At 65.0% G+C, this 25,413-nt stretch carries 25 protein-coding genes; 18 read left to right on the forward strand and 7 right to left on the reverse strand.

All coding sequences use genetic code 11. The features are described 5' to 3' along the window. Nucleotides 1–126: 126 nt before the first annotated feature. Nucleotides 127–1,248: an AI-2E family transporter gene (locus tag CKO25_RS08050; RefSeq protein ID WP_200387409.1), complete on the reverse strand. Its 1,122-nt coding sequence runs from the start codon at nucleotides 1,246–1,248 to the stop codon at nucleotides 127–129. A gap of 451 nt (nucleotides 1,249–1,699) precedes the next feature. Between CKO25_RS08050 and CKO25_RS08055 the strand changes: the two genes are divergently transcribed. Then, nucleotides 1,700–2,185 (forward strand): thermonuclease family protein, encoded by a 486-nt coding sequence (locus tag CKO25_RS08055; protein ID WP_200387410.1) that lies wholly within the window; start codon nucleotides 1,700–1,702, stop codon nucleotides 2,183–2,185. Between the two features lie 137 nt (nucleotides 2,186–2,322). After that, nucleotides 2,323–2,886 carry a DUF6790 family protein gene (locus CKO25_RS08060; protein ID WP_200387411.1) on the forward strand — a complete coding sequence of 188 codons (564 nt, stop codon included), beginning with the start codon at nucleotides 2,323–2,325 and terminating at the stop codon, nucleotides 2,884–2,886. Between the two features lie 81 nt (nucleotides 2,887–2,967). Here CKO25_RS08060 and tsaC read toward each other — a convergent pair whose 3' ends face one another. Next, nucleotides 2,968–3,534 carry an L-threonylcarbamoyladenylate synthase type 1 TsaC gene (gene tsaC / locus CKO25_RS08065; RefSeq protein WP_242467494.1) on the reverse strand — a complete coding sequence of 189 codons (567 nt, stop codon included), beginning with the start codon at nucleotides 3,532–3,534 and terminating at the stop codon, nucleotides 2,968–2,970. Nucleotides 3,535–3,803: 269 nt separating this feature from the next. Between tsaC and CKO25_RS08070 the strand changes: the two genes are divergently transcribed. Further along, complete coding sequence (locus CKO25_RS08070) at nucleotides 3,804–4,022, forward strand: YgaP family membrane protein (protein ID WP_200387412.1); 219 nt, start codon at nucleotides 3,804–3,806, stop codon at nucleotides 4,020–4,022. Between the two features lie 51 nt (nucleotides 4,023–4,073). Here the strand turns inward: CKO25_RS08070 and CKO25_RS08075 are convergent, their stop codons facing one another. Next, the gene (locus CKO25_RS08075) at nucleotides 4,074–5,120 is read right to left on the reverse strand and encodes an SAM-dependent methyltransferase (protein ID WP_200387413.1); all 1,047 of its coding nucleotides are present in this window, start codon (nucleotides 5,118–5,120) and stop codon (nucleotides 4,074–4,076) included. Between the two features lie 103 nt (nucleotides 5,121–5,223). Next, nucleotides 5,224–6,924, reverse strand: coding sequence for a SulP family inorganic anion transporter (locus CKO25_RS08080; RefSeq protein ID WP_200387414.1), 1,701 nt, complete (start codon nucleotides 6,922–6,924; stop codon nucleotides 5,224–5,226). 573 nt (nucleotides 6,925–7,497) lie between these two features. Between CKO25_RS08080 and CKO25_RS08085 the strand changes: the two genes are divergently transcribed. Both CKO25_RS08085 and CKO25_RS08090 read left to right on the forward strand, forming a co-directional pair. Beyond that, on the forward strand, nucleotides 7,498–8,913 hold the full coding sequence (locus tag CKO25_RS08085; protein ID WP_200387415.1) for a form I ribulose bisphosphate carboxylase large subunit: 1,416 nt from the start codon (nucleotides 7,498–7,500) through the stop codon (nucleotides 8,911–8,913). A 146-nt stretch (nucleotides 8,914–9,059) separates the two neighbouring features. Next, the gene (locus tag CKO25_RS08090; RefSeq protein ID WP_200387416.1) at nucleotides 9,060–9,404 is read left to right on the forward strand and encodes a ribulose bisphosphate carboxylase small subunit; all 345 of its coding nucleotides are present in this window, start codon (nucleotides 9,060–9,062) and stop codon (nucleotides 9,402–9,404) included. A gap of 577 nt (nucleotides 9,405–9,981) precedes the next feature. Here CKO25_RS08090 and CKO25_RS21110 read toward each other — a convergent pair. Then, complete coding sequence (locus CKO25_RS21110; protein WP_242467495.1) at nucleotides 9,982–10,275, reverse strand: hypothetical protein; 294 nt, start codon at nucleotides 10,273–10,275, stop codon at nucleotides 9,982–9,984. Between the two features lie 79 nt (nucleotides 10,276–10,354). Here CKO25_RS21110 and CKO25_RS08095 point away from each other — a divergent pair, with 79 nt between their 5' ends. The 9 genes from CKO25_RS08095 to CKO25_RS08135 all read left to right on the forward strand — a co-directional run bounded on the left by CKO25_RS08095 (nucleotide 10,355) and on the right by CKO25_RS08135 (nucleotide 17,641). Further along, the gene (locus CKO25_RS08095) at nucleotides 10,355–12,217 is read left to right on the forward strand and encodes a CsoS2 family carboxysome shell protein (RefSeq protein ID WP_242467515.1); all 1,863 of its coding nucleotides are present in this window, start codon (nucleotides 10,355–10,357) and stop codon (nucleotides 12,215–12,217) included. Nucleotides 12,218–12,295: 78 nt separating this feature from the next. Then, the gene (locus tag CKO25_RS08100; protein ID WP_200387417.1) at nucleotides 12,296–13,999 is read left to right on the forward strand and encodes a carboxysome shell carbonic anhydrase; all 1,704 of its coding nucleotides are present in this window, start codon (nucleotides 12,296–12,298) and stop codon (nucleotides 13,997–13,999) included. Nucleotide 14,000: 1 nt separating this feature from the next. Next, nucleotides 14,001–14,291: an alpha-carboxysome shell vertex protein CsoS4 gene (gene csoS4 / locus CKO25_RS08105; RefSeq protein ID WP_200387418.1), complete on the forward strand. Its 291-nt coding sequence runs from the start codon at nucleotides 14,001–14,003 to the stop codon at nucleotides 14,289–14,291. 46 nt (nucleotides 14,292–14,337) lie between these two features. Beyond that, nucleotides 14,338–14,634: a carboxysome peptide B gene (locus tag CKO25_RS21115; RefSeq protein ID WP_200387419.1), complete on the forward strand. Its 297-nt coding sequence runs from the start codon at nucleotides 14,338–14,340 to the stop codon at nucleotides 14,632–14,634. A 123-nt stretch (nucleotides 14,635–14,757) separates the two neighbouring features. After that, on the forward strand, nucleotides 14,758–15,063 hold the full coding sequence (gene csoS1, locus CKO25_RS08115) for an alpha-carboxysome major shell protein CsoS1 (RefSeq protein ID WP_200387420.1): 306 nt from the start codon (nucleotides 14,758–14,760) through the stop codon (nucleotides 15,061–15,063). Nucleotides 15,064–15,149: 86 nt separating this feature from the next. Next, a complete protein-coding gene (csoS1, locus tag CKO25_RS08120; RefSeq protein ID WP_093036077.1) occupies nucleotides 15,150–15,458 on the forward strand; it encodes an alpha-carboxysome major shell protein CsoS1 in 309 nt (102 codons plus the stop codon). A 55-nt stretch (nucleotides 15,459–15,513) separates the two neighbouring features. Then, on the forward strand, nucleotides 15,514–15,990 hold the full coding sequence (locus tag CKO25_RS08125; protein WP_200387421.1) for a ferritin-like domain-containing protein: 477 nt from the start codon (nucleotides 15,514–15,516) through the stop codon (nucleotides 15,988–15,990). A gap of 12 nt (nucleotides 15,991–16,002) precedes the next feature. Next, nucleotides 16,003–16,305, forward strand: coding sequence for a 4a-hydroxytetrahydrobiopterin dehydratase (locus CKO25_RS08130; RefSeq protein ID WP_200387422.1), 303 nt, complete (start codon nucleotides 16,003–16,005; stop codon nucleotides 16,303–16,305). 325 nt (nucleotides 16,306–16,630) lie between these two features. Continuing rightward, nucleotides 16,631–17,641 carry a LysR family transcriptional regulator gene (locus CKO25_RS08135; protein ID WP_338115093.1) on the forward strand — a complete coding sequence of 337 codons (1,011 nt, stop codon included), beginning with the start codon at nucleotides 16,631–16,633 and terminating at the stop codon, nucleotides 17,639–17,641. A gap of 54 nt (nucleotides 17,642–17,695) precedes the next feature. On the opposite strand, the gene CKO25_RS08140 is transcribed toward CKO25_RS08135, so the two are convergent. Together CKO25_RS08140 and CKO25_RS08145 are read right to left on the reverse strand one after the other, a co-directional pair. Then, on the reverse strand, nucleotides 17,696–18,931 hold the full coding sequence (locus CKO25_RS08140; RefSeq protein WP_200387423.1) for a ribonuclease H-like domain-containing protein: 1,236 nt from the start codon (nucleotides 18,929–18,931) through the stop codon (nucleotides 17,696–17,698). Beyond that, the gene (locus CKO25_RS08145) at nucleotides 18,928–21,381 is read right to left on the reverse strand and encodes a DEAD/DEAH box helicase (RefSeq protein WP_200387520.1); all 2,454 of its coding nucleotides are present in this window, start codon (nucleotides 21,379–21,381) and stop codon (nucleotides 18,928–18,930) included. Before CKO25_RS08145 ends, CKO25_RS08140 begins: the two co-directional genes overlap by 4 nt. Nucleotides 21,382–21,678: 297 nt before the next feature. On the opposite strand from CKO25_RS08145, the gene CKO25_RS08150 reads away from it, so the two are divergent. The 4 genes from CKO25_RS08150 (at nucleotide 21,679) to CKO25_RS08165 (ending at nucleotide 25,359) form a co-directional block, all read left to right on the forward strand. Beyond that, nucleotides 21,679–22,689 (forward strand): class 1 fructose-bisphosphatase, encoded by a 1,011-nt coding sequence (locus CKO25_RS08150; protein ID WP_200387424.1) that lies wholly within the window; start codon nucleotides 21,679–21,681, stop codon nucleotides 22,687–22,689. Nucleotides 22,690–22,939: 250 nt separating this feature from the next. Beyond that, a complete protein-coding gene (locus tag CKO25_RS08155) occupies nucleotides 22,940–23,512 on the forward strand; it encodes a Tll0287-like domain-containing protein (protein ID WP_200387425.1) in 573 nt (190 codons plus the stop codon). 103 nt (nucleotides 23,513–23,615) lie between these two features. Beyond that, nucleotides 23,616–24,137, forward strand: a complete 522-nt coding sequence (locus tag CKO25_RS08160) for a hypothetical protein (RefSeq protein ID WP_200387426.1) — start codon at nucleotides 23,616–23,618, stop codon at nucleotides 24,135–24,137. Between the two features lie 22 nt (nucleotides 24,138–24,159). Beyond that, nucleotides 24,160–25,359 (forward strand): protoporphyrinogen/coproporphyrinogen oxidase, encoded by a 1,200-nt coding sequence (locus CKO25_RS08165; RefSeq protein ID WP_200387427.1) that lies wholly within the window; start codon nucleotides 24,160–24,162, stop codon nucleotides 25,357–25,359. The last annotated feature ends 54 nt before the right edge of the window (nucleotides 25,360–25,413 follow it).

A 25,413-nucleotide genomic window follows, 5' to 3' on the forward strand; every position in this document is an offset into this window, starting at 1 on the left:
CGATTCAGGGCGCGGATCATACCAGACCAGAGCGACCGGCGCAGTGCCGATCCAGGCGACCACGCACCGATCGTGACCGCTATCCGGCGGGCCGCCCCGCCGCGCGCGCGCGCATCACGGCCGCGCCTATCGCGGATCGACTCCCTCCTGCATAACCTCGCCGGGACGCGCCATATCATCGACTGTCTCCCCCAGCGGCTTCACCGCCTCGGGCGTTTCCGCGATGGCGGGTCCGAGCAAGATCGCCAGCGGGCGCGTATGCGCACTGGCGTCGAGCGCAATGATGAGTGACGCGGTCAAGGGCACCGCGAGGAACATCCCCACGGGTCCGAGCAGCCAGCCCCAGAACAACAGGGCGATGAACACCGCCAGGGTTGAGATCCCCAAGCCTTTGCCCATCACGCGCGGCTCGATCACATTGCCGATCACCGTGTTGATCGCCAGGTAGCCCGCGGCGACGACCACGGCGGTTGGAACATCGGCCTGCACGATCGCCAGCAAGGTTGCCGGGATCATCATGACGATATTCCCCACCACCGGCACGAAATTCAGGAAGAAGGCCAAAACGGCCCACAAGGGGGCAAAATCGATCCCGACCACCAAGAGCAGAAGGTAGACGCTCACGGCCGTGGCCAAACTCGTCAAGGTCTTGATCCGCATATAGTGGTTGATGGCGCGCAGGAGTTGCGCGATCCGCGCCTCGCCCTCTGGCGTGATCCCGAAGGCGGCGCGGAGCTTGCCCGGCATGGTGCGGACCTCCAGGAGGATGAAGACCACCAGCAACACCACCAGGAGCATGGTCATGAAGAATCCGCTGGCATTCGAGAGGAGCATGCGCACACCAGCCATGACCTTGTTCGGATCGAGCAGATCCGGGACGGCCTCGGTCGAGCCGCCGACGCCGAGACGCTCCATCCAACCGCCGAACTCCTGACTGAGCATCAGGAACCGTTCTTGATAGGTCGGCATGCTTTCGCGGAACCCCTCCAAGGCGCCCGTGGTCAAGAGGGCCAGCAGACTCCCGATATCGAACAGGATGAATCCGATCAAGCCAAGCGCCATCCACTTCGGCACGCCCCGGCGACGCATCCAATTGAGCAACGGCGTCGAGATGATCGCCACGAAAATGGCCAGTAGAATCGGGATCAAGAGTGGCGCCGCCAGCTTCGTCATCCCGATGACAATGGCCAGGGCGGCGGCGACGATCAGCGCACGACTGGGTGAATTGAATTCGGCAAGTCTCTTCATCGAGTGCGTCCTGGAGGGAAGTCGGTGGGACATCGCTATGGCGGATCAAATCGGCACCTGCCGCGATCCCGTTGCTCGGTCTGGCGTGAAGGGGGCCAGCGTGCCGCACGCTGACCGGCCCAGCTCAGTGTAAGGGCGTCTCATGCGTCCGCAAAGGGCGGGACACGTCCCCGGAGCCGCCGGACCCGTGCGCGATCCGTCCCGCGCGCACCTGGACCATCCCTTGATCAGCGCGGATCCCGCCGCGAGTCATCCCTTAACACCGTGGAACGGGCGGCTGCTCGATCCGATCACTTGGCGAGCGGTCGATCCCCCTGTATCGTGCCGGGGACTTACCATGCGCAAGGCATCGACTCGACAGGTCGGGCGATGCAGGATGCCAATCTGAACCGGGCCACGCACGATTCGCCGCCGACGCACCCCTCTGTCGAGCCTAATCATCGCCATCGCCATGGTCCTCGCATGGGCAATCGAGTGGTGGGGGCCAGGACTCGTCCCGGCGAATTGGTCGTTCGCTGGGAACGGCCAGCCGTGTGCGCTCGACGCCGTGCTCGATGGCGACTCACTACGGGTGCGCTGTGACGGCGTCACTCTTGAGGTTCGTCTTTACTGCATCGACGCCCCCGAACTGCGCCAGCAGCCCTGGGGCGCTCGCTCCCGGGCCGCGCTGCGGGCCATCGCCACACCCCGCCTCGAACTCCGACCCATCGAGCAGGACCGTTATGGTCGCACCATCGCCGAGGTCTACACGAGTGAGACGCCACGCCGCTCCCTGAACCTGGAGCTGGTGCGCACCGGCGCCGCCGCCGTCTATCCACGCTACTGCGAGGATTCACGGTTCTATCGAGCTGAACGCGCGGCCCGCGCCGCGCGCCGCGGCATCTGGGCCAGCGACGGAACACATCAGACGCCTTGGACCTACCGGCAGGGGCGCTGAACCATCATCGCCACACCCGTGCAGTGACACGCGCCCAGGAAGGACCGTGAGCCATTGCTGATCACAACCCACCCCGTCACGGCTGACCACGCGCAGCGCCCCTTGTCCCTTCACCGCCACCTCGAGACACCTGAATCATGATTGAGCAACTGATTCGTCTGGCCTTGTCCAACTTTACCTTGACCTGCCTCATCCTGGGATTGCTTGCGAGCGGGATCAGCCTGCTCGCGCACCGCCAACCCAGAACGAGACCCCGCATCACAGAGGCCTTGTTCGCCTGGTTTCTGTTCTTCTCGGTCGGGATCTCTTTCTTCTACAACTTCGTCATGCACACCTTCTTCGGCGAGATGACCGCGGCCTTCATCGGCTGGCCTCAAAGTCCCTTTCAAGCCGAGGTTGGCTTTGCCAGTTTAGGATTCGCCTTGATCGGCTTCCTGGCGTTTCGGGGCGGGCGCGGGTTGCGCCTCGCCGCCGTCGTCGGACCCGCGGCCTTTTTGTGGGGCGCGGCGGCCGGGCATGTCGAGCAGATGGTGAGCGCCCACAATTTCGCCCCCGGCAATGCCGGCGTCATCTTCTACACCGACCTCCTGATTCCGATCATTGGCTTCGTCTTGCTGGGACTGACGCGGACAGCCGATCACCACCCGGCGGCCCGCCAGCCGTTGAGCGCGCCTGCCGCCTCACCGGACCGTCCGTCCTGACCACACCGTACCGCACGCAGCTTGAGAATCGGGCGTGCGTTCCTGATCGATAAGGTCTTGATTAATCAAGATTTAACCTGCTCAGGCCCGCAGAATCCGCCCGCTTTGCCCGTCGCGAATTCGTGACGGCTGCGCGGACCCCATGCAGGGCGCGGAGAGGATGAGATCAGGGCCGGAGTCGAGCGCGCGTCGCACCGCGAGTGCGGTGCGTGCTGGCGGACGACCGGCCTGATTGGCGCTGGTCGACACCATGGCCCCGCCATAGGCCCGGCATAGGGCCGCGGCGAACGGGTGTGCCGTCACCCGCACCGCGAGGGTGTCGAATCGTCCTGTCAGCCAGCGTGGGGTCTGCGCACGCGCCGGCAGGAGCCAGGTGTTCGGGCCGGGCCAGGATGCCCGGATCTCGCGCATCCGCGGCTCCGCCAGCTCGTGCACGAACGGCACCAACTGGTCCGGATCGGAGGCGATGACAATCAGACCCTTGGACCATTCCCGGCGCTTCATGGCCAGAATCCGGTCCACCGCGTCCGCATCCCAAGGGTCACAGCCAAGACCAAAAACCGCCTCGGTGGGATAGGCGATCACGCCCCCCGAGCGCAGGAGCCAGGCCGCGTGACGCAGTCGCTGGGGTGACATGAACCAGGCCATCAGCGCGCCCCTCGACCATCGGGGTCGTCGGCCTCCCCGCACCGCCATGATCCCCTTGGTCCCCTCGACCCGAAAGACAACCTGACCAATCGCAGCTGATCTGACGGTCGGGACTCAGGTATACTCGGATGTTCTTGGATCCCCTCGTGGACCGCCAGCCTGGCTGGCCGATGCGTGGAAAGGAGCCATCGGTCGCGCGCCCAGTCAAAGCGCGACAGGATCGGCTTGGATGCCATCATGCAATCACCTCTCAACCGGAGTCCTCCGTCATGAATCTCCCGAAAAATGTTGGCAAGACCGATCGTAACATCCGCCTCGCGGTTGGCGGTCTACTCGTTCTCCTAGGACTCTTGGTCGCCCCAACAGGCGCGAAGGTCCTGCTGACGATCATCGGCCTTGTCGTCCTCGCCACCGGTTTCACCGGCACCTGCCTCGCCTATGTTCCCCTGAAGATGGATACCACGAAAAACGACGCGCCGGGGAGTTGATCCCGTTGCGCGCACTGCCCCGGTATCGGGGCGGTGTGCGCGGTTGTCCGTTCAGGTCGGGCGCTCGAACAAATAGTGGCTCACATACCACTCCTGCCCCTTGCGATAGCCGAAGAGTTCGGCACAGGCCATGAAGAAGAGCCGCCAACGGACCCACCAGGTCGCCGCTTGCGCGGCACCATAAGTCTCCTCCAGGATGGGCCAGATTTCATCACGCGCCTCGTCCATGCGCGCCAACCACGCATTGAGCGTGCGTTCATAATGGCGACCGTCCCACCGCCACCGATCGACCAGCTTCAGGTGCTCCTGGAAGTAGAGTGGTAAGTCATCGCTCGGCATGATGCCGCCGGCGAAGAAATAATGGCTCATCCAATCACTCGGTCCCACGTCCTCGAAGGGGTACGGATGATCACGATGCACAAAGATGTGCATCAGAAAACGTCCGCCGGGGGTCAGCCAGTCGTGCACCCGGGCGTAAAGCGCACGGTGATTGCGCATGTGCTCGAACATCTCGAGCGAGATGATCCGATCGTAGACGCCCTCGGGCCGAAAGTCGTTCATGTCGGCGGTCAGGATTTCGAGGTTGGTCAATCCACGTCGTTCGCACTCGGCCTTGATATGGGCCCGTTGTCCGCTCGAGTTGGAGACCCCGGTGATCCGGCAACCTGGAAACTGTTCGGCCAGATAGAGGCTCAGGGCACCCCAACCACAACCGAGTTCGAGCACGCGCTCGCCGTCCCGGACGCCAGCCCGATCGACCGTGATCCGCAATGACTCGCGTTCAGCCTCTTCCAACGTCATGCGTTGGTCGGGCCAGTAGCAGGAACTGTACTTGCGGCGCGGACCGAGCACGAGGTCGAAGAAGCGCGCCGGCAACTCATAGTGCTGCTCATTCGCGCGCTCCGGCACGGCAGCGATCGGCGAGGCGTCCATCATGGCAATGAACTCCTGTTTCGCCAGCATCGCTGCTTCGCAATCCTTGGTGGGCAAGGTCGCCAGACGCCCACGCAACAGGGCGCGAATGCCGCTGCGCGTCACGCGATCGGGGACCTTGCCTGTTTCGACCCAACGGATCGCCATCTCTGTTGCGCTGACCATGATGTTCCCTCAATCGTTCGTTGCTTGGACAGAATGAAGCAACACGAAGGTATTGGCGCCCACCCTAAAGGCAAGGCGGGAGGACCTCCGCGCCCGCGCACCATCACGCCGGTTCGCCGTGCGCCTCACCCCGGTGTTGCTGGAGGTCCGGCAGTTCGTCCAGGGCCTTTCTCAGTGCCGTCTCACGGTCCGCGACCCAGCGATCCCGGCGCATCACCTCGCGCAGTCCGAGGTGTTCGAGACGCTCGCGGGGTTGGCCGTGGACGTCCGCCATGTAAACCGCCTGGCCATGAGCGAGTGCCTCGCGCACGATCCCTTCGATCGCGACCGCGGTGGTGACTCCCATGTGCGGGACCTTGCTCAAGTCGATCACGACCGCGTTGGCACCTTCCAACTTCGGACTTTGCCGACTGATGGAGGCGGCCGCGCCGAAGACGAGTGGACCACTCAGATAGAGGATCTTCACGCGCCCACGCGCCCTAGCGAGCAGGGTGCGCTCGTCACAGGACAACTGAGCACATTGACCCTCGTCGCGTTTGCGCCGTGCCGGCATCACGCACACGGACTCTTCCTGCACATCGGCGAGCCGCCGAATCGTCAGCACGTTGGCCACGAACAGACCGATCGCCACCGCGGTGATGAGGTCGATGAACACCGTCATGGCGATCACCCCATACATGATGAGGGCCCCCTTCATCGAGACCCGATGGGCGCGACTGAGGAAGCGCCAATCGATGATGTCGATCCCTACTTTCACGGCGATGCCGGCCAACACCGCCAGGGGAATGTTGGCGGTCAGGGCGCCGGCCCAGATCACCACCACCGCGAGGATCGCGGCCCGGGTGAGACCAGAGAGCGCCGTGCGCCCTCCCGCTTGGATATTGACCACGGTTCCCATGGTCGCACCCGCCCCGGGCAGTCCACCGAAGAGCCCCGAGGCGAGATTGCCGACGCCTTGACCGACCAACTCTTTGTCGGAGTCGATGTGCTTGCGTGTCAGGCTGCCGGCGATCACGGAGGTCAGCAGGGCATCGACTGATCCGAGCAACGCCAGGACGAGTGCGTCGATGAGGATGATCTGCCACTGCGCGGTGGTGAACACCGGCATCTGGAACGAGGGCAGCCCCGATGGGATCTCGCCGATGCGACGAATATCCTGATCGCCCAGCCACCAAATCGCGACCACTGTCCCCACCACGAGCGCCACGAGTTGGGGCGGCAGCAGCCGTCTAATCCGAGCAGGCATCAGGAAGAGGATCGCCAAGGTCACGCCGGCAAGGATCGCCTCCTGGGGATCGATCAAGGCGACCATCGCCGGGAGACTTTGGAGCGTGCCGAGCACGCCACCACTCGGCGGCGCCTGCCCCATGAGTCCGGGCAGCTGGAGGATGATCAGAATCAGACCGATCCCCGACATGAACCCCGAGATAACGGTGTAGGGCATCATGGTCACGTAGCGACCGAGCTTTAGCACACCGAACAGCATCTGGAACAGACCCGTCAGCATCACCACCGTGAACGCCATGGCCATGCCCTGTTCCGGGTTGGCAGCGATCAGGGAGGCGATCACCGCCGTGAAAACCACGGTCATCGGCCCGGTGGGCTCGGAGATGAGCGTGGGCGTGGCGCCGAAGAGGGCGGCAAACAGCCCGATCAGGACCGCGCCATAGAGGCCCGCCTCCGCGCCGGCACCGGAGGCAACCCCAAAAGCCAGTGCCATGGGCAGTGCGATCACCGCGGCCGTGACGCCACCGAAGAGATCACCCCGTAGGTTGTCGAATCGAATCTCGTTCAAAATACGCATGGATCGCTCCGCTCTGTCACCGACGGACCACCTCGCGGTGGCCAAACCGACACACTATGGGGCTCGGAAGCCTTAGACGATAATCGAAGTTTGTGAATCAATGCATCGTCTAAAAGCTATGTATCGACGCCTCTTGGGCCGCCTCAATTCGCGGATACATCCGGGGGTCGCCCCGTCACGGCTCATTTGGATGACCCCACCGCACACCCGCCCGACCTCCTCATCCCCCTCATTACTCCATCGTATCAGCGCCGTTCCACCACACCGCGCACGGCAACCATCGCGCGTTCACGCGCACCGGATCCTAGGGGTCTTTTTCGCTCAACGTGACTCCCTATTTCACCCTGAATCGATTACCCTAGCCCGCTTGAGGTTGCACAACCCGGTCTCAGGCGCGGTCCGAGCGCTGAGCGCATGACCCGGCAAACCGCCCAACCCATATAAATTCACCGAACCAAACGATAGAAACAATTGATTATTTTCTATACCTAATTATCAGGTACTTTAGCCGACAGAGTTCGAAACGGCCTCCTCCAGGCGAGGCGGACAAGGCACAGACCACAGGAGCTGATCATGAGCGTGAAGACCTACGATGCCGGTGTAAAAGAATATCGGGACATGTACTGGACGCCCGACTATGTTCCTCTCGACACCGACCTCCTGGCCTGTTTCAAATGTACCGGGCAGCCTGGCGTGCCACGTGAAGAAGTCGCCGCGGCCGTGGCGGCCGAGTCCTCGACCGGCACCTGGAGTACCGTGTGGTCCGAACTGCTGACCGACCTGGAATTCTATAAAGGTCGTGCCTACCGGATCGAGGACGTCCCCGGCGACAAAGAGTCCTTCTACGCCTTCATTGCCTACCCGCTCGACCTCTTCGAGGAAGGCTCGGTGGTCAACGTGCTAACGTCCCTAGTCGGTAATGTCTTTGGCTTCAAAGCGTTGCGCCACCTGCGCCTGGAAGACATCCGGTTCCCGATCGCCTACGTTAAGACGTGCATGGGTCCGCCGAACGGCATCCAGGTCGAGCGCGACAAGCTCAGCAAATACGGTCGTCCGATGCTCGGCGCGACGATCAAGCCGAAGCTCGGCTTGTCCGCCAAGAACTACGGACGGGCCGTCTATGAGTGCCTGCGTGGTGGTCTCGATCTCACCAAGGACGACGAGAACGTCAACTCCCAGCCCTTCATGCGGTGGCAAAACCGCTTCGAATTCGTCGCCGAGGCCGTATCCGCCGCACAGGCCGAGACGGGTGAGCGCAAAGGGCACTATCTGAACGTGACCGCCGCCGACCCGGAGCAGATGTACGAGCGGGCGGAGTTCGCCAAGGAACTGGGTCAGCCGATCATCATGCACGACTTCCTGACCGGCGGCTTCACGGCTAACACCGGATTGGCGAAGTGGTGCCGCAAGAACGGGATGCTGCTGCACATCCACCGGGCCATGCACGCCGTGATCGACCGTCACCCCAAACACGGCATCCACTTCCGCGTCCTCGCCAAGTGCCTGCGTCTCTCCGGCGGCGATCATCTGCACACCGGAACCGTGGTGGGCAAGCTGGAAGGTGACCGGGGTTCCACGCTGGGTTTCGTCGACTTGCTGCGTGAATCCTTCATCCCCGAGGACCGCGCGCGCGGCATCTTCTTCGATCAGGACTGGGGATCGATGCCCGGTGTCTTCGCGGTGGCCTCGGGCGGAATCCACGTGTGGCACATGCCGGCGCTGGTGACCATTTTCGGCGACGACTCCGTGCTTCAGTTCGGTGGCGGCACCCAGGGTCACCCCTGGGGCAACGCGGCCGGCGCGGCCGCGAACCGCGTCGCGCTCGAGGCTTGCGTGAAGGCTCGCAACGAGGGCCGTGAACTCGAGAAGGAGGCCCGCGAGATCATGACCGCGGCCGCCAAGCACAGCCCCGAGCTGGCGATCGCCATGGAAACCTGGAAAGAGATCAAGTTCGAGTTCGACACGGTCGACAAGCTCGACGTCGGCTGAGACCTGCGCTCGCCACTGTGATCGGCCGGTCGGGGACTCCTGTGTCGCGCACCCACGCGTCGCGAGGTTCCCCGACCCGACCGGTCGCGGCGGGACTCCGTGCCGTCACTCGAACCCCACCACCTTCCGTCAAGAGGACCTGAGCCATGCCATTTCAATCCACCCAAGGCGACTATCAGACCCGCGTCACGCTCGAAACCTTCGGGTTCCTGCCGCCGATGACGCAGGACGAGATCTTCGACCAGATCGCCTACATCATTGCGCAGGGCTGGACCCCGGGCATTGAGCACGTGCACCCCAGCAAGGCAACCAATCACTACTGGACCATGTGGAAACTGCCATTCTTCGGCACGAAGGATCTGGGCCAGATCGTCAGTGAACTGGAAGCCTGTCACCGTTCCTACCCCGATCACCACGTGCGCATCACCGGCTACGACAACTACACGCAGAGCCAAGGCTCCTGTTTCGTGGTCTTCGAAGGGCGCGGCTGAGCGCGCCGGAGCGCGGGGTTGCGGTGAGGTTCGACAGGGTCAATCGGTGCCGTGGAACCAGGGGTCTTGCGCCCGGGTGGCATCTCGGCGCGCATCGATCCGGAGACGATCGCCTGCTGGCGATCTCCCGGGCGGCCGCGACGCGAAGGGGTTGATCCGTGATTGCACTTCATCCGTGATGCGTCTCGGTCGCCGGTGCGCGCCGGCGACCGCGCATCCAGTTACAAACATCGAGCGGCCGAGGCGGTCCACCGACCCGGTCAGGGCACGAACGTGGGGCCGTAGTTGCCACCGCGACTGGCCGACATCGCCGCATGACGCACTCGACGCCCAAGGGGACGACCATGGCTAGCAAAGCGAATCTGAGATCGAGCGGCCGCGAAGCGGCTTTGGCACGGCGTCGTGCCATGTCCACACTCGGCAAGCGAACCAACGGTGCCAGCGGGACGCCCCAACGCAGTCGCGCGGCCACCGCGGCGCCACCCCAGCGGGCGTCCTCGACCCAGCCTAAGCTGGATCGTCCCCTGCTCGAGCGAGCGGATACTCGCCTCATGGGTGCGTCCCGGTCCCTTGCGGATCACCACCGTGCCGCCCCAGCCGGACGCCCGGTCACCGCCCCCGCCTCACCGGCCAACTCGAGCCGTGCGCAAGCCCGCGCGCGGCGCGAGGCCCTTTCCCGCGCCGGGAAACGAGCCGACCGGACCGCGGATCGGAGTCGTACCCGGGCGCCACGCACACCGGAACCGAGTTCCCCACGCACGCCGGACACCGCTGGCGGCTGCGGCTGCGGATGCGGTAGAACCCCGGACAGTGCCGGCGCGTCGACGGCCACGACGGCCAGTGCTTGGGTCAGCAGCAGCGAGCGCGCCATCGCCCCACGATCCGACGCCACGGGCGCTGGAGCGCGGCGTCAGGGGAAACGGATCACCGCCGTGAAGCCCACGGGGCGCATGCTCGCCCTCGCCCGGCGCAGCGCGCAGTCGGGCCGTGGTAAGGCCGCGGTCAACGCCCCAGCCACCACCGCCAGCCTCGCCCGCCAGGCCAATCCGCAATTGTCAGGCCGAGAATTGGCGCAGACCGTGCGTGCGCAGCGGAGTACCAACGGGTCCGCCGGGAGCCGGCGGAGTCAGCCGGTTGGACGCATCCGTCCGGGACGTGAGCACCAGGTCGGCGCCGCGGCTGATCAGCCCTGGAAGGTCGGCCTCAGCGAGACCGCGCAGGGCCAGTTGGTCACCGGCACGCGGGTCGGACGCAGTCGTTCCGTGACGGGCGACGAGCCGAGCGTCTGTCGCGATGTCACCGGCACCGAATACATGGGCGCCGAAATCTTTCGCGAATTCTGTCAGGCCGAGCCACCTCAACCGGTCGCCAAGGTCCGCACGACCAGCACCAGTCATGGCAACCGCGTCACCGGCAACGAGGTCGGTCGCTCGACGAAGGTGACCGGTGACGAGCCCGGCACCTGCAAAACGGTAACCGGGACCGAGTATCTCTCCGCCGAGCAGGCGAGTGCCTTCTGCGGGGTCGAACTGCCGGGGAACCCACGCCGTCCCGGACAGGCCCAGACGCGCGCCGGTCGCCCTGTTTCCGGGGTGATGGTCGGACTCTCCGAACGGGTTACGGGCAATGAGTCCGGCGCCGGCATCGTGCCCACGGGCAGCCAGTATCTGACCAACGAGGACCTCCCGAATCGCTCGGCGGCCGGACTTCAGCACGTCCCCCCCAAGGTCAACCAGACCCAGACCCTGAGCGGCGGCACCGTGACCGGGACGCGCGTCGGTCGCAGCGCCAAGTTGACGGGCGACGAGCCTGGCAGTTGTCGCCTGGTCACCGGGGACGAATACGTCGGACGCGAGCAGTATGCCGAGTTCTGCGACAGTGCGCCTCCGCCGACCGAGCCGCCGAAGGTTGGCCACTCCACGACCACGCGGGGCCTGGTCGTCTCCGGGACGCAAACCGGCCGCTCGAGCCGGGTGACCGGCGATGAACCCGGCACCTGTAAGACCGTGACCGGAACGCCCTATGCGGGACTTGAGCAGAGCGCGACTTATTGCGAGCCCACACAGCAACGCGCGATGGCCGAACGGATCCCTCCGATGGCCGCTGCCATGGGTGCGCGCATGACAGGCATGCAACCCGGCATTGGAGGCATCATGACGGGCGCGGAACAGGGTGCGTGCGAACCGGTGACCGGGACGCCCTATGTCGGAGTCGATCAATACGAAGCGGCGTGTGGCAATGGCGCCCTACCCGGCCAAGCCGATTTTCCGCAACCCATCGACGGTGCGCCCTGGCAGAGTTTCAGCGTGAATTCGCCGGCCCGGCAGGCCTTTCAGGCCCGCCAGTCGGGCGCCGTGACCGGGACGCTCTACGAGCAGGAGGGTCGTATCACCGGCCCTTTTGGGATGGGCACGGGCAAGATCACCGGAACCGAGCAATTTCGCTTCAACCGGAATCAGTCCGTGCCCACCAGTCTCCTCGCACCCGAGGTCCTAGCCGGCGCACCCGACAGCGCTGACCCCTCGGTCGCCACGGCCGCGCCACCGGTCCGCTCGCGGGTGACGGGAGAGGGACAGGCCGCCGGCACCAAGATCACCGGGGATGACTGGGAGCGCGGGGAACGCGTGACCGGAACCGAGGGCGTCTCCGCGCGCCGCCGCAATCCGACCCGCCCGGGCCCGCTGACGGCCATGGCCGCGATGAAGGCGAAGCGCAACGAAGAGGTCCCAGCACCGGTCAGCCGGGTGACAGGCGCCAGCGGGAATACCGACCGTGGTTCCTTGATCACCTATTCGGGGGGCGCGCGCGGTTAAGGCGACGCCATGCGTCGAGCCGATCGCGTTGAACCCTCGTTCAGCCATCAACCAGGATCCGCACGAGACACCGAGGCCATGTCGAGCAAACGCCGACCAACCCGATCAAGCCTGATCTGGTCCAGCCAGTCTGGACCGGTCGCCGCGCCGCGCTATCGTCCGCGCACGCCGGCGCCGGCACCAGAGGGCACCGTCGGGCCTGACACCGAACCGCGCGCGACGGAGACCGTGGGGCGGGCAGCCCGCATCCGCGCGCCACGGCCGGTGGCTCCGGCGTCGCGCGACCAGCGGGCGCGGCGCGAGCCCAGACGGCGCACCGCGGAGGCCGCCACGCAACCGGTGGTGCCCGCACGGCCGGCGAATCCGGTCGCGGCAGGATCCGAGAGCGGGCTTCATCCGCTCACCGATCGGGCCATGAATCGGCGGCTGCGTGACTACGAAGAGCGGACCAAACGGGCGTTCGATGACATCGTGCCGGTGCTCAAGCGTCTGTCCGCGCTGGGCTGGACACCGGATTTCGAGCACCAGGCGCAACGCATTGCCGAGGCGGAATTGGGGTTTCAACTGCCGAGCCGGTTGCTCGAGGATGCCTGGGTCGCCGGTCTTGATATCCGGACCCTGTTCGCCTGGACCGTTTTTGAGACCTACCGGCGGATGGCCGACGAGTTCTTTTTGAATGACCCGCTGTGCGGCCGCGACACCGAGGGCTTCGACCAGATGATCCAGGACTGTGGATTTCATCTGTTCGACGTGACCCCGTGCGCCGATGGGCGACTCGCGCATGCCGTCAGCTATGTCCTGCGCCTGCCCTTCGCGGCGGTGCGCCGTAAGTCCTATGCGGGGAGTTTGTTCGACGTCGAGAACACGGTCGCGAAGTGGGTCGAGGTGGAACTGGGGCGTTACCGGGAGGGTAAGCCCAACACCGCCGATACCCCGACACGCTATCTCAAAGCGGCGATCTATCACTACAGCTCGGTCGATCCAACGCATCAGGGATGCGCGGCCCATGGCTCGAACGAGGCGGTCGCGGCGACTGCCGCGATCGAGCGACTCTCGGCGTTTCGCGAGGCCGTTGAGAACAGTTTTTGCTGTGGCGCCTCGGTCGCGCTCTTGCTGATCGGCCTCGATACGGATACGGATGCGATCCGCATTCACCTGCCGGATGCCATGGGTCAGCTGAGTCCAGCGCAAGGCGTCGACGCGGCCAAGGTGCATGCCATGACGCGTGACCTGTCCGCGGAGGCGGCGCGCTCACGCATCGCTGAATTGGTGCGGACGCACGCACCCGCATCGGCCGACGCCGGGATGGTGCGCCTCGCGGCCCAGTTGATCGAGAACAATCTGTCGCAGATCGATTACGTCCGCCAGTATCAGGGTGGGCATTACCCGGACATCGGGCATGCCGAGCGCTTCGTGGGAGCCGGGATCGGGTTCGAGGAGATCCAACTGCGCAATCTCACCTACTTCGCCTATCTCGATACGGTGGAGGAAGGGGCGGCTGATCTCGATGTCGGCTGCACGATCTTTCGTGGACTCAATGTCGCGCATGGCCTGCCGATCCCGGTCGTGATCCGCTTCGACTATCACGGTCGGGTGCCGGGTGCCCGCGACCGCGCCGTGCAGCGGTGCCAACGGCTCGATCTGGCGCTCGCCGACCGCTTCGAAGGTCTCGCGGCGCAAGGGATGTTGCATCGCCTGCTCGCGGTGCGCGACCGCGATGCGGAATCCGGGATCGAGGTCATTGGTGACTCGCTCGGCCTCATCGTTGCGGAGGGACACTGAGATGAAGATCTGCCAAGTCGAACGGCCGCTGGTCTCGACCAATCGCATCGCGGGCTTCGAACACAAACACCTGCTCGTGGTTCGCGACGGCAGCTCCCGACAGGTCGCAGTGGATTCAGTGGGTTGCGTACCGGGTGACTGGGTGATCTGTGTCGGCAGCTCCGCGGCGCGCGAGGCGGCCGGCAGCAAGGAATATCCCAGTGACCTCACGATCGTCGGCATCATCGATCACTGGCCGCCCGAGAGTGCCGGCGACGATGGAGCGGATCGACCGCGGCCCAAGTCGACCTGAGTCGCGGCGGTCACTCGGCAACATCACCCGCACGGGAGAACCGGACGTGGAAATCAGGAAAGTTGTCGGCTCCATCGTCTGTACCCATCGCAACGGGGGGCTGGGACATCTGGATCTGCGGCTGTTGCAGGATCTGAAGGGACAATATGTCGTCGCCACGGATCCCGTCGACGCCCGCGTCGGTGATTGGGTCTTCGTGGTCAGCGGCTCGGCGGCGCGCTACGCGATGGGGAACGCCGCGATCTTGACCGACCTGACGATCGGCGGGGTCATCGATCACTGGGAAACGGAGGAAGCCGCGGCCATCCAGCCGACCGCGTCCCTCCCCGCGCGGGCGGCATGAGCCGCGGCATTCGGAGTTGGATCGGCTGGAGCGATCCGCGTGAACGGACAGGGTTGAACCTGAATTGAAGACTATCGGGCCGCAGCGCCCGCGGCGACTTGGTACACAGAGGAGACACGTACGATGGCAAGCGACAAATTCGGAATCGCGCTCGGGATGATTGAGACCCGCGGACTGGTTCCCGCGATCGAAGCGGCGGACGCCATGACCAAGGCCGCCGAGGTGCGTCTGATCGGGCGTGAGTTCGTCGGCGGTGGTTACGTCACGGTGCTGGTGCGCGGTGAGACCGGCGCGGTCAACGCCGCGGTGCGTGCCGGCGCGGATGCCTGTGAGCGCGTCGGCGATGGTCTGGTCGCCGCGCACATCATTGCCCGCCCGCACCGCGAGGTGGAGCCGATCCTGCCCGTCGGCGGCCCCGCGACCGACTAAGCGCGGCGGGAGCACCTGATCCAAACCGGCCGCCGTGGGCGGTCCGTGAATCCATTTCGATACACAACAACTGAGTGGAGAAGACAATGGCCAGTGAGAGCTACGGGATTGCCCTGGGGATGATTGAGACCCGCGGACTGGTTCCCGCGATCGAAGCGGCGGACGCCATGACCAAGGCCGCCGAGGTGCGTCTGATCGGGCGTGAGTTCGTCGGCGGTGGTTACGTCACGGTGCTGGTGCGCGGTGAGACCGGCGCGGTCAACGCCGCGGTGCGTGCCGGCGCGGATGCCTGTGAGCGCGTCGGCGATGGTCTGGTCGCCGCGCACATCATTGCCCGCCCGCACCGCGAGGTGGAGCCGATCCTCAACAGGACCCTGCCCGCGGCGGCAGACTGAGCATCCGCCAACCGAGCCTTGAGCCGCCCGTCATAGGCGGCACGGGTCAGACTGCATGAGACACGTCCGCATACATCCTCGTACCCTCGGCTATCTTGGCCGCGCCTTGAGCTTGGAGCTGTCCGCGGTTCAGCAGTACATGACGCAGGCCTCGCTCGCCGAGGCCTGGGGCCTGACCGAGGCGGCAACACGTTTCCGTGAGGAAACGGTCGAAGAGATGAAGCATGCCGAGCGAATCATTCAGCGGATGCTCATCCTTGGCGTGGCACCCAATGCGTCGCAGTTGCGACCGGCAGGGGTGGCCCGCAATCTCGTCGATCTCCTACGGCAAGATGCCGTGTTGGAGGCTGAGATCATTGCGCTCTATCAGGAAGCGGTCACCTTCTGTCTGCGCATCGGCGATCAGGCAAATGGAGAATTCTTCCAGGGGCTACTCCAGGACGAAACCGTCCATGCCCAAGAGCTCGAACAGTGGCTCATCGCACTCGGCGTCCCGCGTGTTCAGGACCGCAACGAACGCGCCTATTTCTGAGGGAGTCGCCGCATGAAGCAAGAATGGAGCGAGCGTCAGCGCCCACCGCGACTCGAGCGCCGCTTGGAATTCCCTGATTACGAGGCCACCCGCGCCTTCCTCGAACGCGCGGCTGAACTGTCCGAACAGAGCGGGGTCTACCCCGATCTGAGCTTTGGACGCACCTATGTCAACGTCACCTTGCATGCGCCGGACGGCGCGACGGAGGTGGATGACACCTTGCATAGGTTTGCCCGCGATCTGGATGTCTTGGTCGCGCCAGCAGATGATGTGAGTGCCGCTCCCGCGTCTCGAGACGGATCGGCATCCGCCTGATCCTCCACGGCTCACCAGCACCCAGGGTGAGTCCATCACACCGCTTGACCGACTGCCAGCGAGTGATTCCAAATGTCCGATCCCAAGAGTGGTGAGATCCCGCTAGAACCTGAAACCAACGATGGCGCGTCGTCGCCGCAGGACCAGGGCACGGCCGCCACCTCACCTCGCACGCCCCGTCCGTCCGCGAGCAAAACCGCGCCGACGACACGTCCGCGCACCCCAAAGACCCCACGAGCCGCCCCGAACACCCGCGCGGAGCCGGAGCCGCGACCGGCAGGCTTACCGCAACGACCGCGCGTCTGGCCCGATTGAGACACCGCTGGTGAGCGGACCGGACCTGCCACGCGAGGTCGTTGGCCAAACCGAAGCGGTGAACCGATTCGTTCGCCATGCGACTTTGCGGCAACTCCAGCTCCTCGAAGCGATCGTGCGACTGGGTAGTTTTACCCGCGCGGCCGAGGAGATGTTTCTCACGCAGCCGACCGTTTCGATGCAAATCAAGAAGCTGACTGAAACCGTCGGGATGCCCTTGTTCCTGCATGTCGGGCGCAATGTCGAGCCGACCGACGCTGGGCGCGAGGTCTACGACACCTGCAAGGGCATCCTGCGTTCGCTGGGGGATCTTGAGATCAAACTGGCCGATCTCAAGGGATTGAAGAGTGGACGTTTTCGACTCGGAGTCATCACGACCGCGAAATATTTCGCGCCCGAGTTGCTCGGGGGCTTCTGTGAGGTCTTTCCAGGGATCGACGTGTCGCTCAAGGTCACCAATCGCACGCGCATCATCGAGCGCATGGCGGCCAACGACGACGACCTCTATATCTTCGGTGAGCCCACGCATGCCGGCCTCGACGTCGAGGCCACCTATCTCGCCCCCAATCCGCTGGTGATCCTCGCCCGCAAGGATCACCCCCTAGTCGGCCAGTCCGGGATCAGCTTGGAGCGCTTGGCCGAGGAACGCTTCATCCTGCGCGAACCCGGGTCCGGGATTCGTGACGCGATCGCCCGGCGATTTACCGAACGCGGCATCCGGCCCAATGTCCGCATGGAACTTGGCAGCAACGAGGCCATCAAGCACGCGATCATTGCCGGGCTCGGGATCTCGGCGCTCTCGCTGCATACCCTGACACTCGATGGTGGAGCGGGCCGGTTGGCCATGCTCGATGTCGAGGGCTTCCCGATCGAACGCGCCTGGTATCTCGTCCATCCTAAGGGGCGAGATCTCTCGACCATTGCCAAGACCTTTCTGGCCTACGCCGTCGACCGCGAGGGAGAGATCCGCGCGAAGCTCGCGCACACGGACGCACAGCTCAGGGCCTGCCGCTCGACCTGAACGGCGCTCGATCCTCAACCCCGATCCTCGCTGGGCGCCGCCCGCGTGTTCCTCTCAACGCGTCTTTGCCCCCAGCCGGGCACAGCGTCGATCCCGTTCCGGCCCAGGGGGGAGACGCCTGGCCAAGGCGAGGGCGCGCGCCAGATCACGCGTGCGATGCTCGTGGTACTTGGCCAATTCCGTGCGCGCGGTCGCATCGTCCGCCGCATCGAGCTCCTCCCAGATCGCGCGCGCCTGCTCCCAGTCGCCGCGACGACGATGCAGCCGCGCTAACTCCAGGAGTCCCGCGTGAGTCAAGCGCCGGCGTCCGGACTGGAGCAAGTCAAGCGCCTGCTCGGTGCGACCCCGTGACTGATGATAGGCCGCAATCGCGCGGATATCCGCCGCGTGCGCAAGCGGATCCGCAAACACCGCACCGAGCCGTGGGAGCAGCGCCGCCAGGGAGAGCAGATCCCAGCGATTGTGTCGCATCACCCCCGCCAAGGGCGCCACCGCCCCCTCACGCAACCAGTCCAACCAGGCCGCCGGCGCCGCCGCACCGGGGAGGTCATCCTGGCGGACGAACCCCAACAGCCGCTGTTCGACGCTCGCGAGTCGGCAATCCGCCCAGACCCGGCCATAGGCGCGCCGCACCGGTTGGAGCAGGTCCAGATGCGGCACGTCTGGGAAGGGATCGCGCAGACCGGCCAGACGAAACCGCGTGGTCAGCAACGGAATGTCGAAAGCGCGTCCGTTGTAGCTGATGAGAAGCGCGCGTGGTTGCAATTCGGCGGCGATCGCATCCAGGTAGGCCGGTTCGGCATCGAGACGCGTCAGGAGATACTGGCGCAGGGTCCAACCCTTGGCATGGCCACGCAGGAATCCGCACACGAAGGCCCAGGTGCCCGTGCCGCCGGCGAGACCGCTCGTCTCGGTATCCAAGCAGAGTAGCTCCCGCCCCAGCGAGGCACCGGACAGGGGTTCGAGCACCCGCGGCGCGGGCCCGCCGTGATCGAGTGCCGCCAGCGCGCTCGCGCACCCGTCCGGACCGAGTGCGACCTGACCGTGCCGTTCGCGTGCACCGAATTGCCGTTCGAGACGGAGAACACCAGGCGCCACCTCCACCGCGCCGAGCGCCTCGACCAACGCGGCACCGCCAGACCTGGAGTGGGTCTCAACGCGCGCGCGACCGAGCGTCAGACGCTGCAGCCGCGCGGCCAGGGAGGGAGCTGGCGCAGTCGGCGCTGTCGCACCCGCAGGGGGCGATCCCCGCAAGCGCCCGAGACGGTCCTTGAGACTCAGCTGGCTCATCCGGCAGACAGCACATCAGACCGATCCGCGGCGGATTCCCAGGCACGGGGCTGGGTCACGGCATCGAGAAGGGCCAGCACCCGTTGCGCGGCCGCGCGTGGGGTCACGGCAAGCGTCTCATCGCTCTGCAGGACCGGCCCAACGCAAGCGGGACAGCCGCTGCGACAACCACAATGGGTCACCAGATCCAAGGCATCTCGGACCAAGAGCGCCGCATCGTCGAAGAGCGGCGCCGACAGCCCGACGCCGCCTGGATAGTTGTCGTAGAGGAACAGCGTCGGCTCAAACCGCGGCTCGGCGCTCGGCTCCAAGGGCTGATGATCCGGTCCACGCAACTGCCCGCGCCCCGCGTTGCCCACCACGGCGAACCAGGTCCCCTGCGCGTCCCCAACCGAGCGTCCGAGATCCTGGATCTCGGCCATTGCCCGTAACGCGGCGATGTGATGCAGCGCATAGGCCGCGCCCAGAAAGCCGTCGATCGCCTGCTGACGATCAGGCAGCGCCCGGTCCAGGGCCTGAGGCGCGATCTGCCACCAGACCGCCGTTGTGTGCATCTCCTGGTCTGGCAGGTCGATGTGCCCATAGCCGACGTTGTCATGGCTGTAGTAACGAATCTTTTTGTATCCAGGATAACGACGCACCAGATGCACCTCGCCCTGGGCCGTCGCGCCCTGGCCTAGGGCGCGGCCTTCGAAGCGGGCGAGAATCTTCAGCCGCGTGTAATCGATCGCATCGGTGTAATAGTCCGCGCGGGTGCGGGTCACGAAGGCCTTGCGCCCGATCCAATCGAGCCGTTCGACTTGATAGGGTTGGGACTGGATCATGTAGATGGCCCCTTCGTAGAGCGTACCGGGCGCGCTGCTGTAGTCGACCTCGGCGATCACCCGCTGGGCACCCTCCGTGGTCTCGATGACGACGAAATTCCCCTCGGCGACCGAGCGCAGCGAGACCGCGTTGGCGGGATAGCTGTCGGCGATCCAGAACCAGCGCCCGCCCTGATGCTGCAGCACCCCCTCATCACGCAGGTAACCGAGCATCTCGCCGAGATCCTCGGCACCAAAGGATTCGCCATCGTGAAACGGCAGTTCGAAGGCCGCGCACCGGACATGCTCCATCAGGATCAAGAGTTGATCAGGATGGATGCGCGCCTGCTCGGGCGAGGCCCCGAAGAAGAACTCAGGGTGACGCATCATGTATTGATCGAGCGCGTCGCTGGTTGCGACCATCACCCCCAGACTGGGTTTGAGCCGCCGTCCGGCCCGCCCGAGTCGCTGCCAGGTTGCGGCGATCGTCCCCGGATAGCCGTTCAGGATCGCGACATCCAAGGCGCCGATGTCGACACCCAGCTCCAGGGCCGAGGTGCTGACCACCAGATCCACGGCACCGTCGCGCATCGTCTGCTCGGCCCGACGGCGCTCGCTCGGCAGATAACCGCCGCGATAGGCCAGCACCCGGGCCGGCTTGCGCGGGTCGCGGTCAAAGACGTCCTTCAAGTATTTCGTGATGACCTCGACCATGAGGCGCGAGCGCGCAAAGATGATGCTCTTCAGACCCAGTGTTGTCGCCGCGCGCGCGATCCGCGTGGTTTGGGAGCGAGCCGAGGCGCGGATCCCCAAATCAGGATTGATGACCGGCGGATTCCAGAGCAGCAGATGACGCTCACCCTGCGGCGCACCCGACTCGGTGAGCGCCACGACGGGCTCACCACAGAGCCGCTCGGCCAATTCGGCTGGATTCGCGATCGTCGCCGAGGTGAAGAGGAAGGTGGGTTGCACGCCATAGAAGCGACAGACCCGGCGTAACCGCCGAAACACATTAGCGACATGCGAGCCAAAGACGCCCCGATAGGTGTGCAACTCGTCCACGACGACGTAGGCCAGACCCTCGAAGAACTGCGCCCACTTGGTGTGATGCGGCAGGATCGCCTGATGCAGCATGTCCGGATTGCTGAGCACGATATCGCCGCGCGTGCGCACGGCCTTGCGCGCATCCCCCGGAGTATCCCCATCGAAGGTGAAGGCCTTGACGCCGGGACCACCGGCGGCTTGAATCGCCCGGCTCAACGCCATCAATTCAGCCGCCTGGTCTTGGGCCAGCGCCTTGGTGGGGAAGAGATAGAGCGCCTTGTGACCACGCGACAGCACCGCATCGAGCACGGGCAGGTTGTAGCACAGGGTTTTGCCCGACGCCGTGGGGGTGGCAACGACCAGATGCCGCGGGGTCCGTGCAAGTTCCCAGGCCTGGGATTGATGGCTATAGAGGCGTTCGCGCCCACTGGCACGCAGCGCCGCGGCAAGCGCCGGCGCCAATTCCGCGGGCAGGTCACACCAGCGCGCGTGCCGCGCCGCTTGGGTCGTCGCCCCGACGATCCGACCTCGGTGGCCCTTGAGTAAGTGGTTCCGCAGCCGTGTCAAGGGCAGGGATGCGCGCTCGGGGGGTGATCCCGACACCGTGCGCTGGACATCACGCGCACCCGTATCGGTCAGACTGTCGAAGACATTCAAGGGGCGTCGCCTCGGGCCATGCGCCAACCAATCGCTGCCATGATGATGTCGCGGCGGCGGCGATTCTGCAACCTGAGACCGGCCCCGCTCCCCTCGCCTCACCGCACGCGGGCATCAGGCCGCGGGTTCGCGGCAGCGCGACGAGCGGCGAATGACGCATTGCTGGTTTATGGCGAGTGCGGAAAATCCTATACTGCACGCAGTTTAGAACCGTCGAACAAACCAGAAGACGAAGAGGATCGCATGCACAACGGCACGACCATCACGCAGTTCATCATCGAGGAGCAACGCCACGTTGCGGGCGCCACCGGCGACTTCACCTCCTTGCTCAACGACATCGTCACCGCCTGCAAGGTCATCAGCAACATGGTGAACCACGGCGCCTTAGTCGGTGTTCTGGGCAGTGCCGAAAGCGAGAATGTGCAGGGCGAGACCCAGAAGAAGCTCGACATCCTGACCAATGAGGTCTTCATCAAATCGAATGAATGGGCGGGGCATCTCGCGGCCATGGCCTCGGAGGAGATGGACACCATCTATGACATTCCAGCGAAATACCCGCGCGGAAAATATCTCCTGACCTTCGATCCGCTCGATGGCTCCTCGAACATCGACGTGAATGTCTCGGTCGGCACCATCTTCTCGATCCTGCGCATTCAGGGCGGCGACGGCGCCCCGACCGAGCGTGATTTCCTCCAGGCCGGCACGCAGCAGGTCGCCGCCGGCTACGCGCTCTATGGACCCTCGACCATGATGGTCCTAACCACCGGGAATGGCGTGAATGGCTTCACCCTGGATCAGAACATCGGTGAGTTCATCCTCACCCACCCCAACATGACGATCCCCGCCGACACCCGCGAGTTTGCGATCAACGCCTCGAACAGTCGGTTCTGGGAGCCGCCGGTGCAGCGCTATGTCCAGGAATGTCTGGACGGCAAGGAAGGACCGCGCGGCGAGGATTTCAACATGCGTTGGATCGCCTCCATGGTCGCCGAGGTGCATCGCATCCTCACCCGTGGCGGAGTCTTCATGTACCCGATCGACAGCAAGATGAAGTCGAAGGGCCAGGGTGGCAAGCTGCGCCTGCTCTATGAGGCCAACCCCATGTCCTTCATCGTCGAGCAGGCCGGCGGCGGGTCCATCACGGGCACCGAGCGCATCATGGATTTGCAGCCGGAATCGCTCCATCAACGGGTTCCGGTCATCCTGGGGTCGAAGAACGAGGTCGAGCGCATCCTCGGCTACCATTCGGATTGACGCCCGCGCGCGCCGCGCCAACCCCATTGCGATGCGGGCCATCATGGCCGCGCGTTAGCGGTCGGCACCACGGTGCCTGATGCTCGGCGCACGCCCAGACTCGGCCTGCGTGCGGAACTTGGTCACTGTCCTCCGTCAAAGGTAACGAACGATCCCTGGTCGACCGACAGAAGCCTCCGGGCTCGTGACCGCACGTCTCGCCGGTCCGGCGAAACGCACTCAACCAACCGTGACTGAAGAGAGGAAGATCATGAAGGTGATGATGATTGGATCCGCCGCGCTGACCACGATCCTGGCCACCGGTGTCGTGAGCGCCGAAGCTCCGGCGAACCCCCATGCGGAAGAGGCGAAGGTGATCGTTCAGGAGTTCGCGACGACCCTGCAGGGCGAGCTGCAAGGCGCGATGCAAGCGGGTGGGCCGACCAACGCCATCGCGGTCTGCCAGGAGCGGGCGCCCGCCATCGCCGCTGAATTGTCCGAGCGCACGGGTTGGCAGGTCGCACGGACCAGCCTCAAACCCCGCAACCCGAATCATGTGCCGGACGCTTGGGAGGAGCAGGTCCTGGTTGAGTTCGACGCCCGCCGGGCCGCGGGTGAGGATGTGCAACCCATGGCCTTCGCCGAGGTCGTGGAAACGCCTGACGGGGAGACCTTTCGGTTCATGAAGGCGATTCCCACCGCCGAGGTCTGCATCCTTTGCCATGGCAGCGATCTCACGCCCGAGCTCGTCGAGGCGATCGATGAGCGCTATCCTGAAGACATGGCACGTGGCTATAGTCTCGGCGATGTGCGCGGTGCCTTCTCGCTCAGCAAGCCACTCTAAGCGACCGCACTGAGCCAGCAGCCCGGCGCTGGGGCGTCAGCGCCAGAGCCGGGCGTCGCAACCGATCGGTCAGGGTTCACCACTCGGAGCATGGGGGGGTCGCATGGAGGAGGCGCGTTTCGATCTCACCTATCGTGGTGAGGTTCTACCCGAAGCGGATCCGCTCGCGGTTCGCGCACGGCTTGCCGCGGCATTCAAACTCGACCCCGCTGGGATCGAGCGTCTGTTCGATGGCCATCCGGTCGTCGTAAAGCGGGATGTCGACGCCAGCACCCGTGCCCGCTATCAGGAACTCTTTCACCGCGCCGGTGCCCGGTTGATCGTCACCGCGCGACCGGCCGCGCCGCTGCAGCCCAGACCCAACGCGGCACACGCGGATCGGCAGCCAGTTGCCAGTGATCGCCCCACCACCCTCGCCCTCGCCGACTCAGACGACTTTCTCGAAGCACCACGGACGGTTAATATTGATCTCTTCGATACGAGCGAACTGAGTCTCGTGGAAGGGCAAAACTGGACACTCGCGGATTGCGAACCGCCGCCGACACCCATTCCGATTCCAGACCTCACTCACCTGACGCTCGCCGAGATGGAGCCTGTGGGCAAGCGCGGACGACCGGACGACTGAGACGTCAACCCCAGGACACAGCATGAGCACCGACTTTGATCATATCGTTATCGGGGCTGGCATCAGCGGCCTCGGTGCCGCCCATTTCGCGCGCCGAGCCGGGCATCGAACACTCGTCCTCGAGGCATCCGATCGCATCGGGGGCTGTCTGAACAGCTACCACTTCCCCGAACTCGGGTCGTTTTGGACCGAGGCAGGCGGTCACACCTGTTTCAACAGTTACGGTAACCTCTTATCGATCCTCGACGATCTCGGTTTAACATCACGCGTCCAAGCCAAGCAGAAGGTCGGTTATCTGCTTTGGCGGCAGGGACAGCGCGAGTCCATCCGCTCGGCGCTGCATCTCTGGGAGGCCGCGCGCTCCATTCCAAGGATCTTTCGCGCCCGCAAGGACGGGCGCAGCGTCGCCGACTATTACAGCGAGGTGCTGGGGCAGCGGAACTACCAGGATCTGCTCCGACATGCCTTTCAGGCCGTGATCTGCCAACCGGCCGACGACTATCCCGCCGAGGCCCTGTTCCGCCGCAAGCCGCGACGCAAGGATGTGATCAAGGCCTTCACCTTCGCCGAGGGCCTCTCGGCGATTCCACAGGCCATCGCGGCACAACCAGAGATCGAAGTGCGCACTGGGCAGCGCGTCAGCGAGATCAGGCGCGCCGACCAGGGCTTTCAACTCCAACTCGCTGAGCAGACCCTCGCCTGCAACCATCTCACCCTGGCGGTGCCGCCGGATGTCGCCCACGCACTGATCCCGGAGGGATTCGAGGAGGCCCGCGCCGCCATTGCCGATATTGGGGTCGCGCCGATCGAGACCCTGGTCCTGGTGTTTCGCAACGGGGAGATCGGCGTGAAACCGATCGCCGGTTTGATCGCCGTCGAGGATGCCTTTTACTCCGCCGTGTCACGTGATTTCCTCCCCGATCCCCGCTACCGTGGTTTTGCATTCCACTTCCGTCCGGGGGCCTTGAACGAAGAGGCGCGGATCGAGCGTGCCTGTCTGGCCTTGGGAACCACTCCACGACACATCGTCGCGCAGGCGCGCGTGACCAATCGACTCCCGGCGCTGAAACGCGGTCACGGCACGCGCATCGCGCAACTCGATGCGGCACTTGCCGGCACGCCGCTCGGGATCACTGGGAACTGGTTTCTCGGGGTCTCGATCGAAGACGCGCTCACCCGCAGCCGCAGTGAATGCGAGCGACGATTTCGTCACATCATGTGAGACGATCCCCACCGCTTGCCGAGATCCCTCAGCGACCCACCATGAGATCGAGCG

This window comes from Thiocapsa imhoffii (assembly GCF_016583985.1).
In the GTDB taxonomy this organism is placed as follows: domain Bacteria; phylum Pseudomonadota; class Gammaproteobacteria; order Chromatiales; family Chromatiaceae; genus Thiocapsa; species Thiocapsa imhoffii.

Coding starts and splice junctions, on each gene's coding strand:
- CKO25_RS08095 (WP_242467515.1), top strand. CDS start 10,355: ATGCTCGCCCTCGCCCGGCGCAGCGCGCAGTCGGGCCGTGGTAAGGCC.
- CKO25_RS08060 (WP_200387411.1), top strand. CDS start 2,323: ATGATTGAGCAACTGATTCGTCTGGCCTTGTCCAACTTTACCTTGACC.
- CKO25_RS08140 (WP_200387423.1), bottom strand. CDS start 18,931: ATGAGCCAGCTGAGTCTCAAGGACCGTCTCGGGCGCTTGCGGGGATCG.
- csoS4 (WP_200387418.1), top strand. CDS start 14,001: ATGAAGATCTGCCAAGTCGAACGGCCGCTGGTCTCGACCAATCGCATC.
- CKO25_RS08100 (WP_200387417.1), top strand. CDS start 12,296: ATGTCGAGCAAACGCCGACCAACCCGATCAAGCCTGATCTGGTCCAGC.
- csoS1 (WP_200387420.1), top strand. CDS start 14,758: ATGGCAAGCGACAAATTCGGAATCGCGCTCGGGATGATTGAGACCCGC.
- csoS1 (WP_093036077.1), top strand. CDS start 15,150: ATGGCCAGTGAGAGCTACGGGATTGCCCTGGGGATGATTGAGACCCGC.
- CKO25_RS08125 (WP_200387421.1), top strand. CDS start 15,514: ATGAGACACGTCCGCATACATCCTCGTACCCTCGGCTATCTTGGCCGC.
- CKO25_RS08070 (WP_200387412.1), top strand. CDS start 3,804: ATGAATCTCCCGAAAAATGTTGGCAAGACCGATCGTAACATCCGCCTC.
- CKO25_RS08150 (WP_200387424.1), top strand. CDS start 21,679: ATGCACAACGGCACGACCATCACGCAGTTCATCATCGAGGAGCAACGC.
- CKO25_RS08090 (WP_200387416.1), top strand. CDS start 9,060: ATGCCATTTCAATCCACCCAAGGCGACTATCAGACCCGCGTCACGCTC.
- CKO25_RS08085 (WP_200387415.1), top strand. CDS start 7,498: ATGAGCGTGAAGACCTACGATGCCGGTGTAAAAGAATATCGGGACATG.
- tsaC (WP_242467494.1), bottom strand. CDS start 3,534: ATGGCCTGGTTCATGTCACCCCAGCGACTGCGTCACGCGGCCTGGCTC.
- CKO25_RS08055 (WP_200387410.1), top strand. CDS start 1,700: ATGGTCCTCGCATGGGCAATCGAGTGGTGGGGGCCAGGACTCGTCCCG.
- CKO25_RS21110 (WP_242467495.1), bottom strand. CDS start 10,275: ATGGCGCGCTCGCTGCTGCTGACCCAAGCACTGGCCGTCGTGGCCGTC.
- CKO25_RS08075 (WP_200387413.1), bottom strand. CDS start 5,120: ATGGTCAGCGCAACAGAGATGGCGATCCGTTGGGTCGAAACAGGCAAG.
- CKO25_RS08160 (WP_200387426.1), top strand. CDS start 23,616: ATGGAGGAGGCGCGTTTCGATCTCACCTATCGTGGTGAGGTTCTACCC.
- CKO25_RS08130 (WP_200387422.1), top strand. CDS start 16,003: ATGAAGCAAGAATGGAGCGAGCGTCAGCGCCCACCGCGACTCGAGCGC.
- CKO25_RS08050 (WP_200387409.1), bottom strand. CDS start 1,248: ATGAAGAGACTTGCCGAATTCAATTCACCCAGTCGTGCGCTGATCGTC.
- CKO25_RS08155 (WP_200387425.1), top strand. CDS start 22,940: ATGAAGGTGATGATGATTGGATCCGCCGCGCTGACCACGATCCTGGCC.
- CKO25_RS08165 (WP_200387427.1), top strand. CDS start 24,160: ATGAGCACCGACTTTGATCATATCGTTATCGGGGCTGGCATCAGCGGC.
- CKO25_RS08080 (WP_200387414.1), bottom strand. CDS start 6,924: ATGCGTATTTTGAACGAGATTCGATTCGACAACCTACGGGGTGATCTC.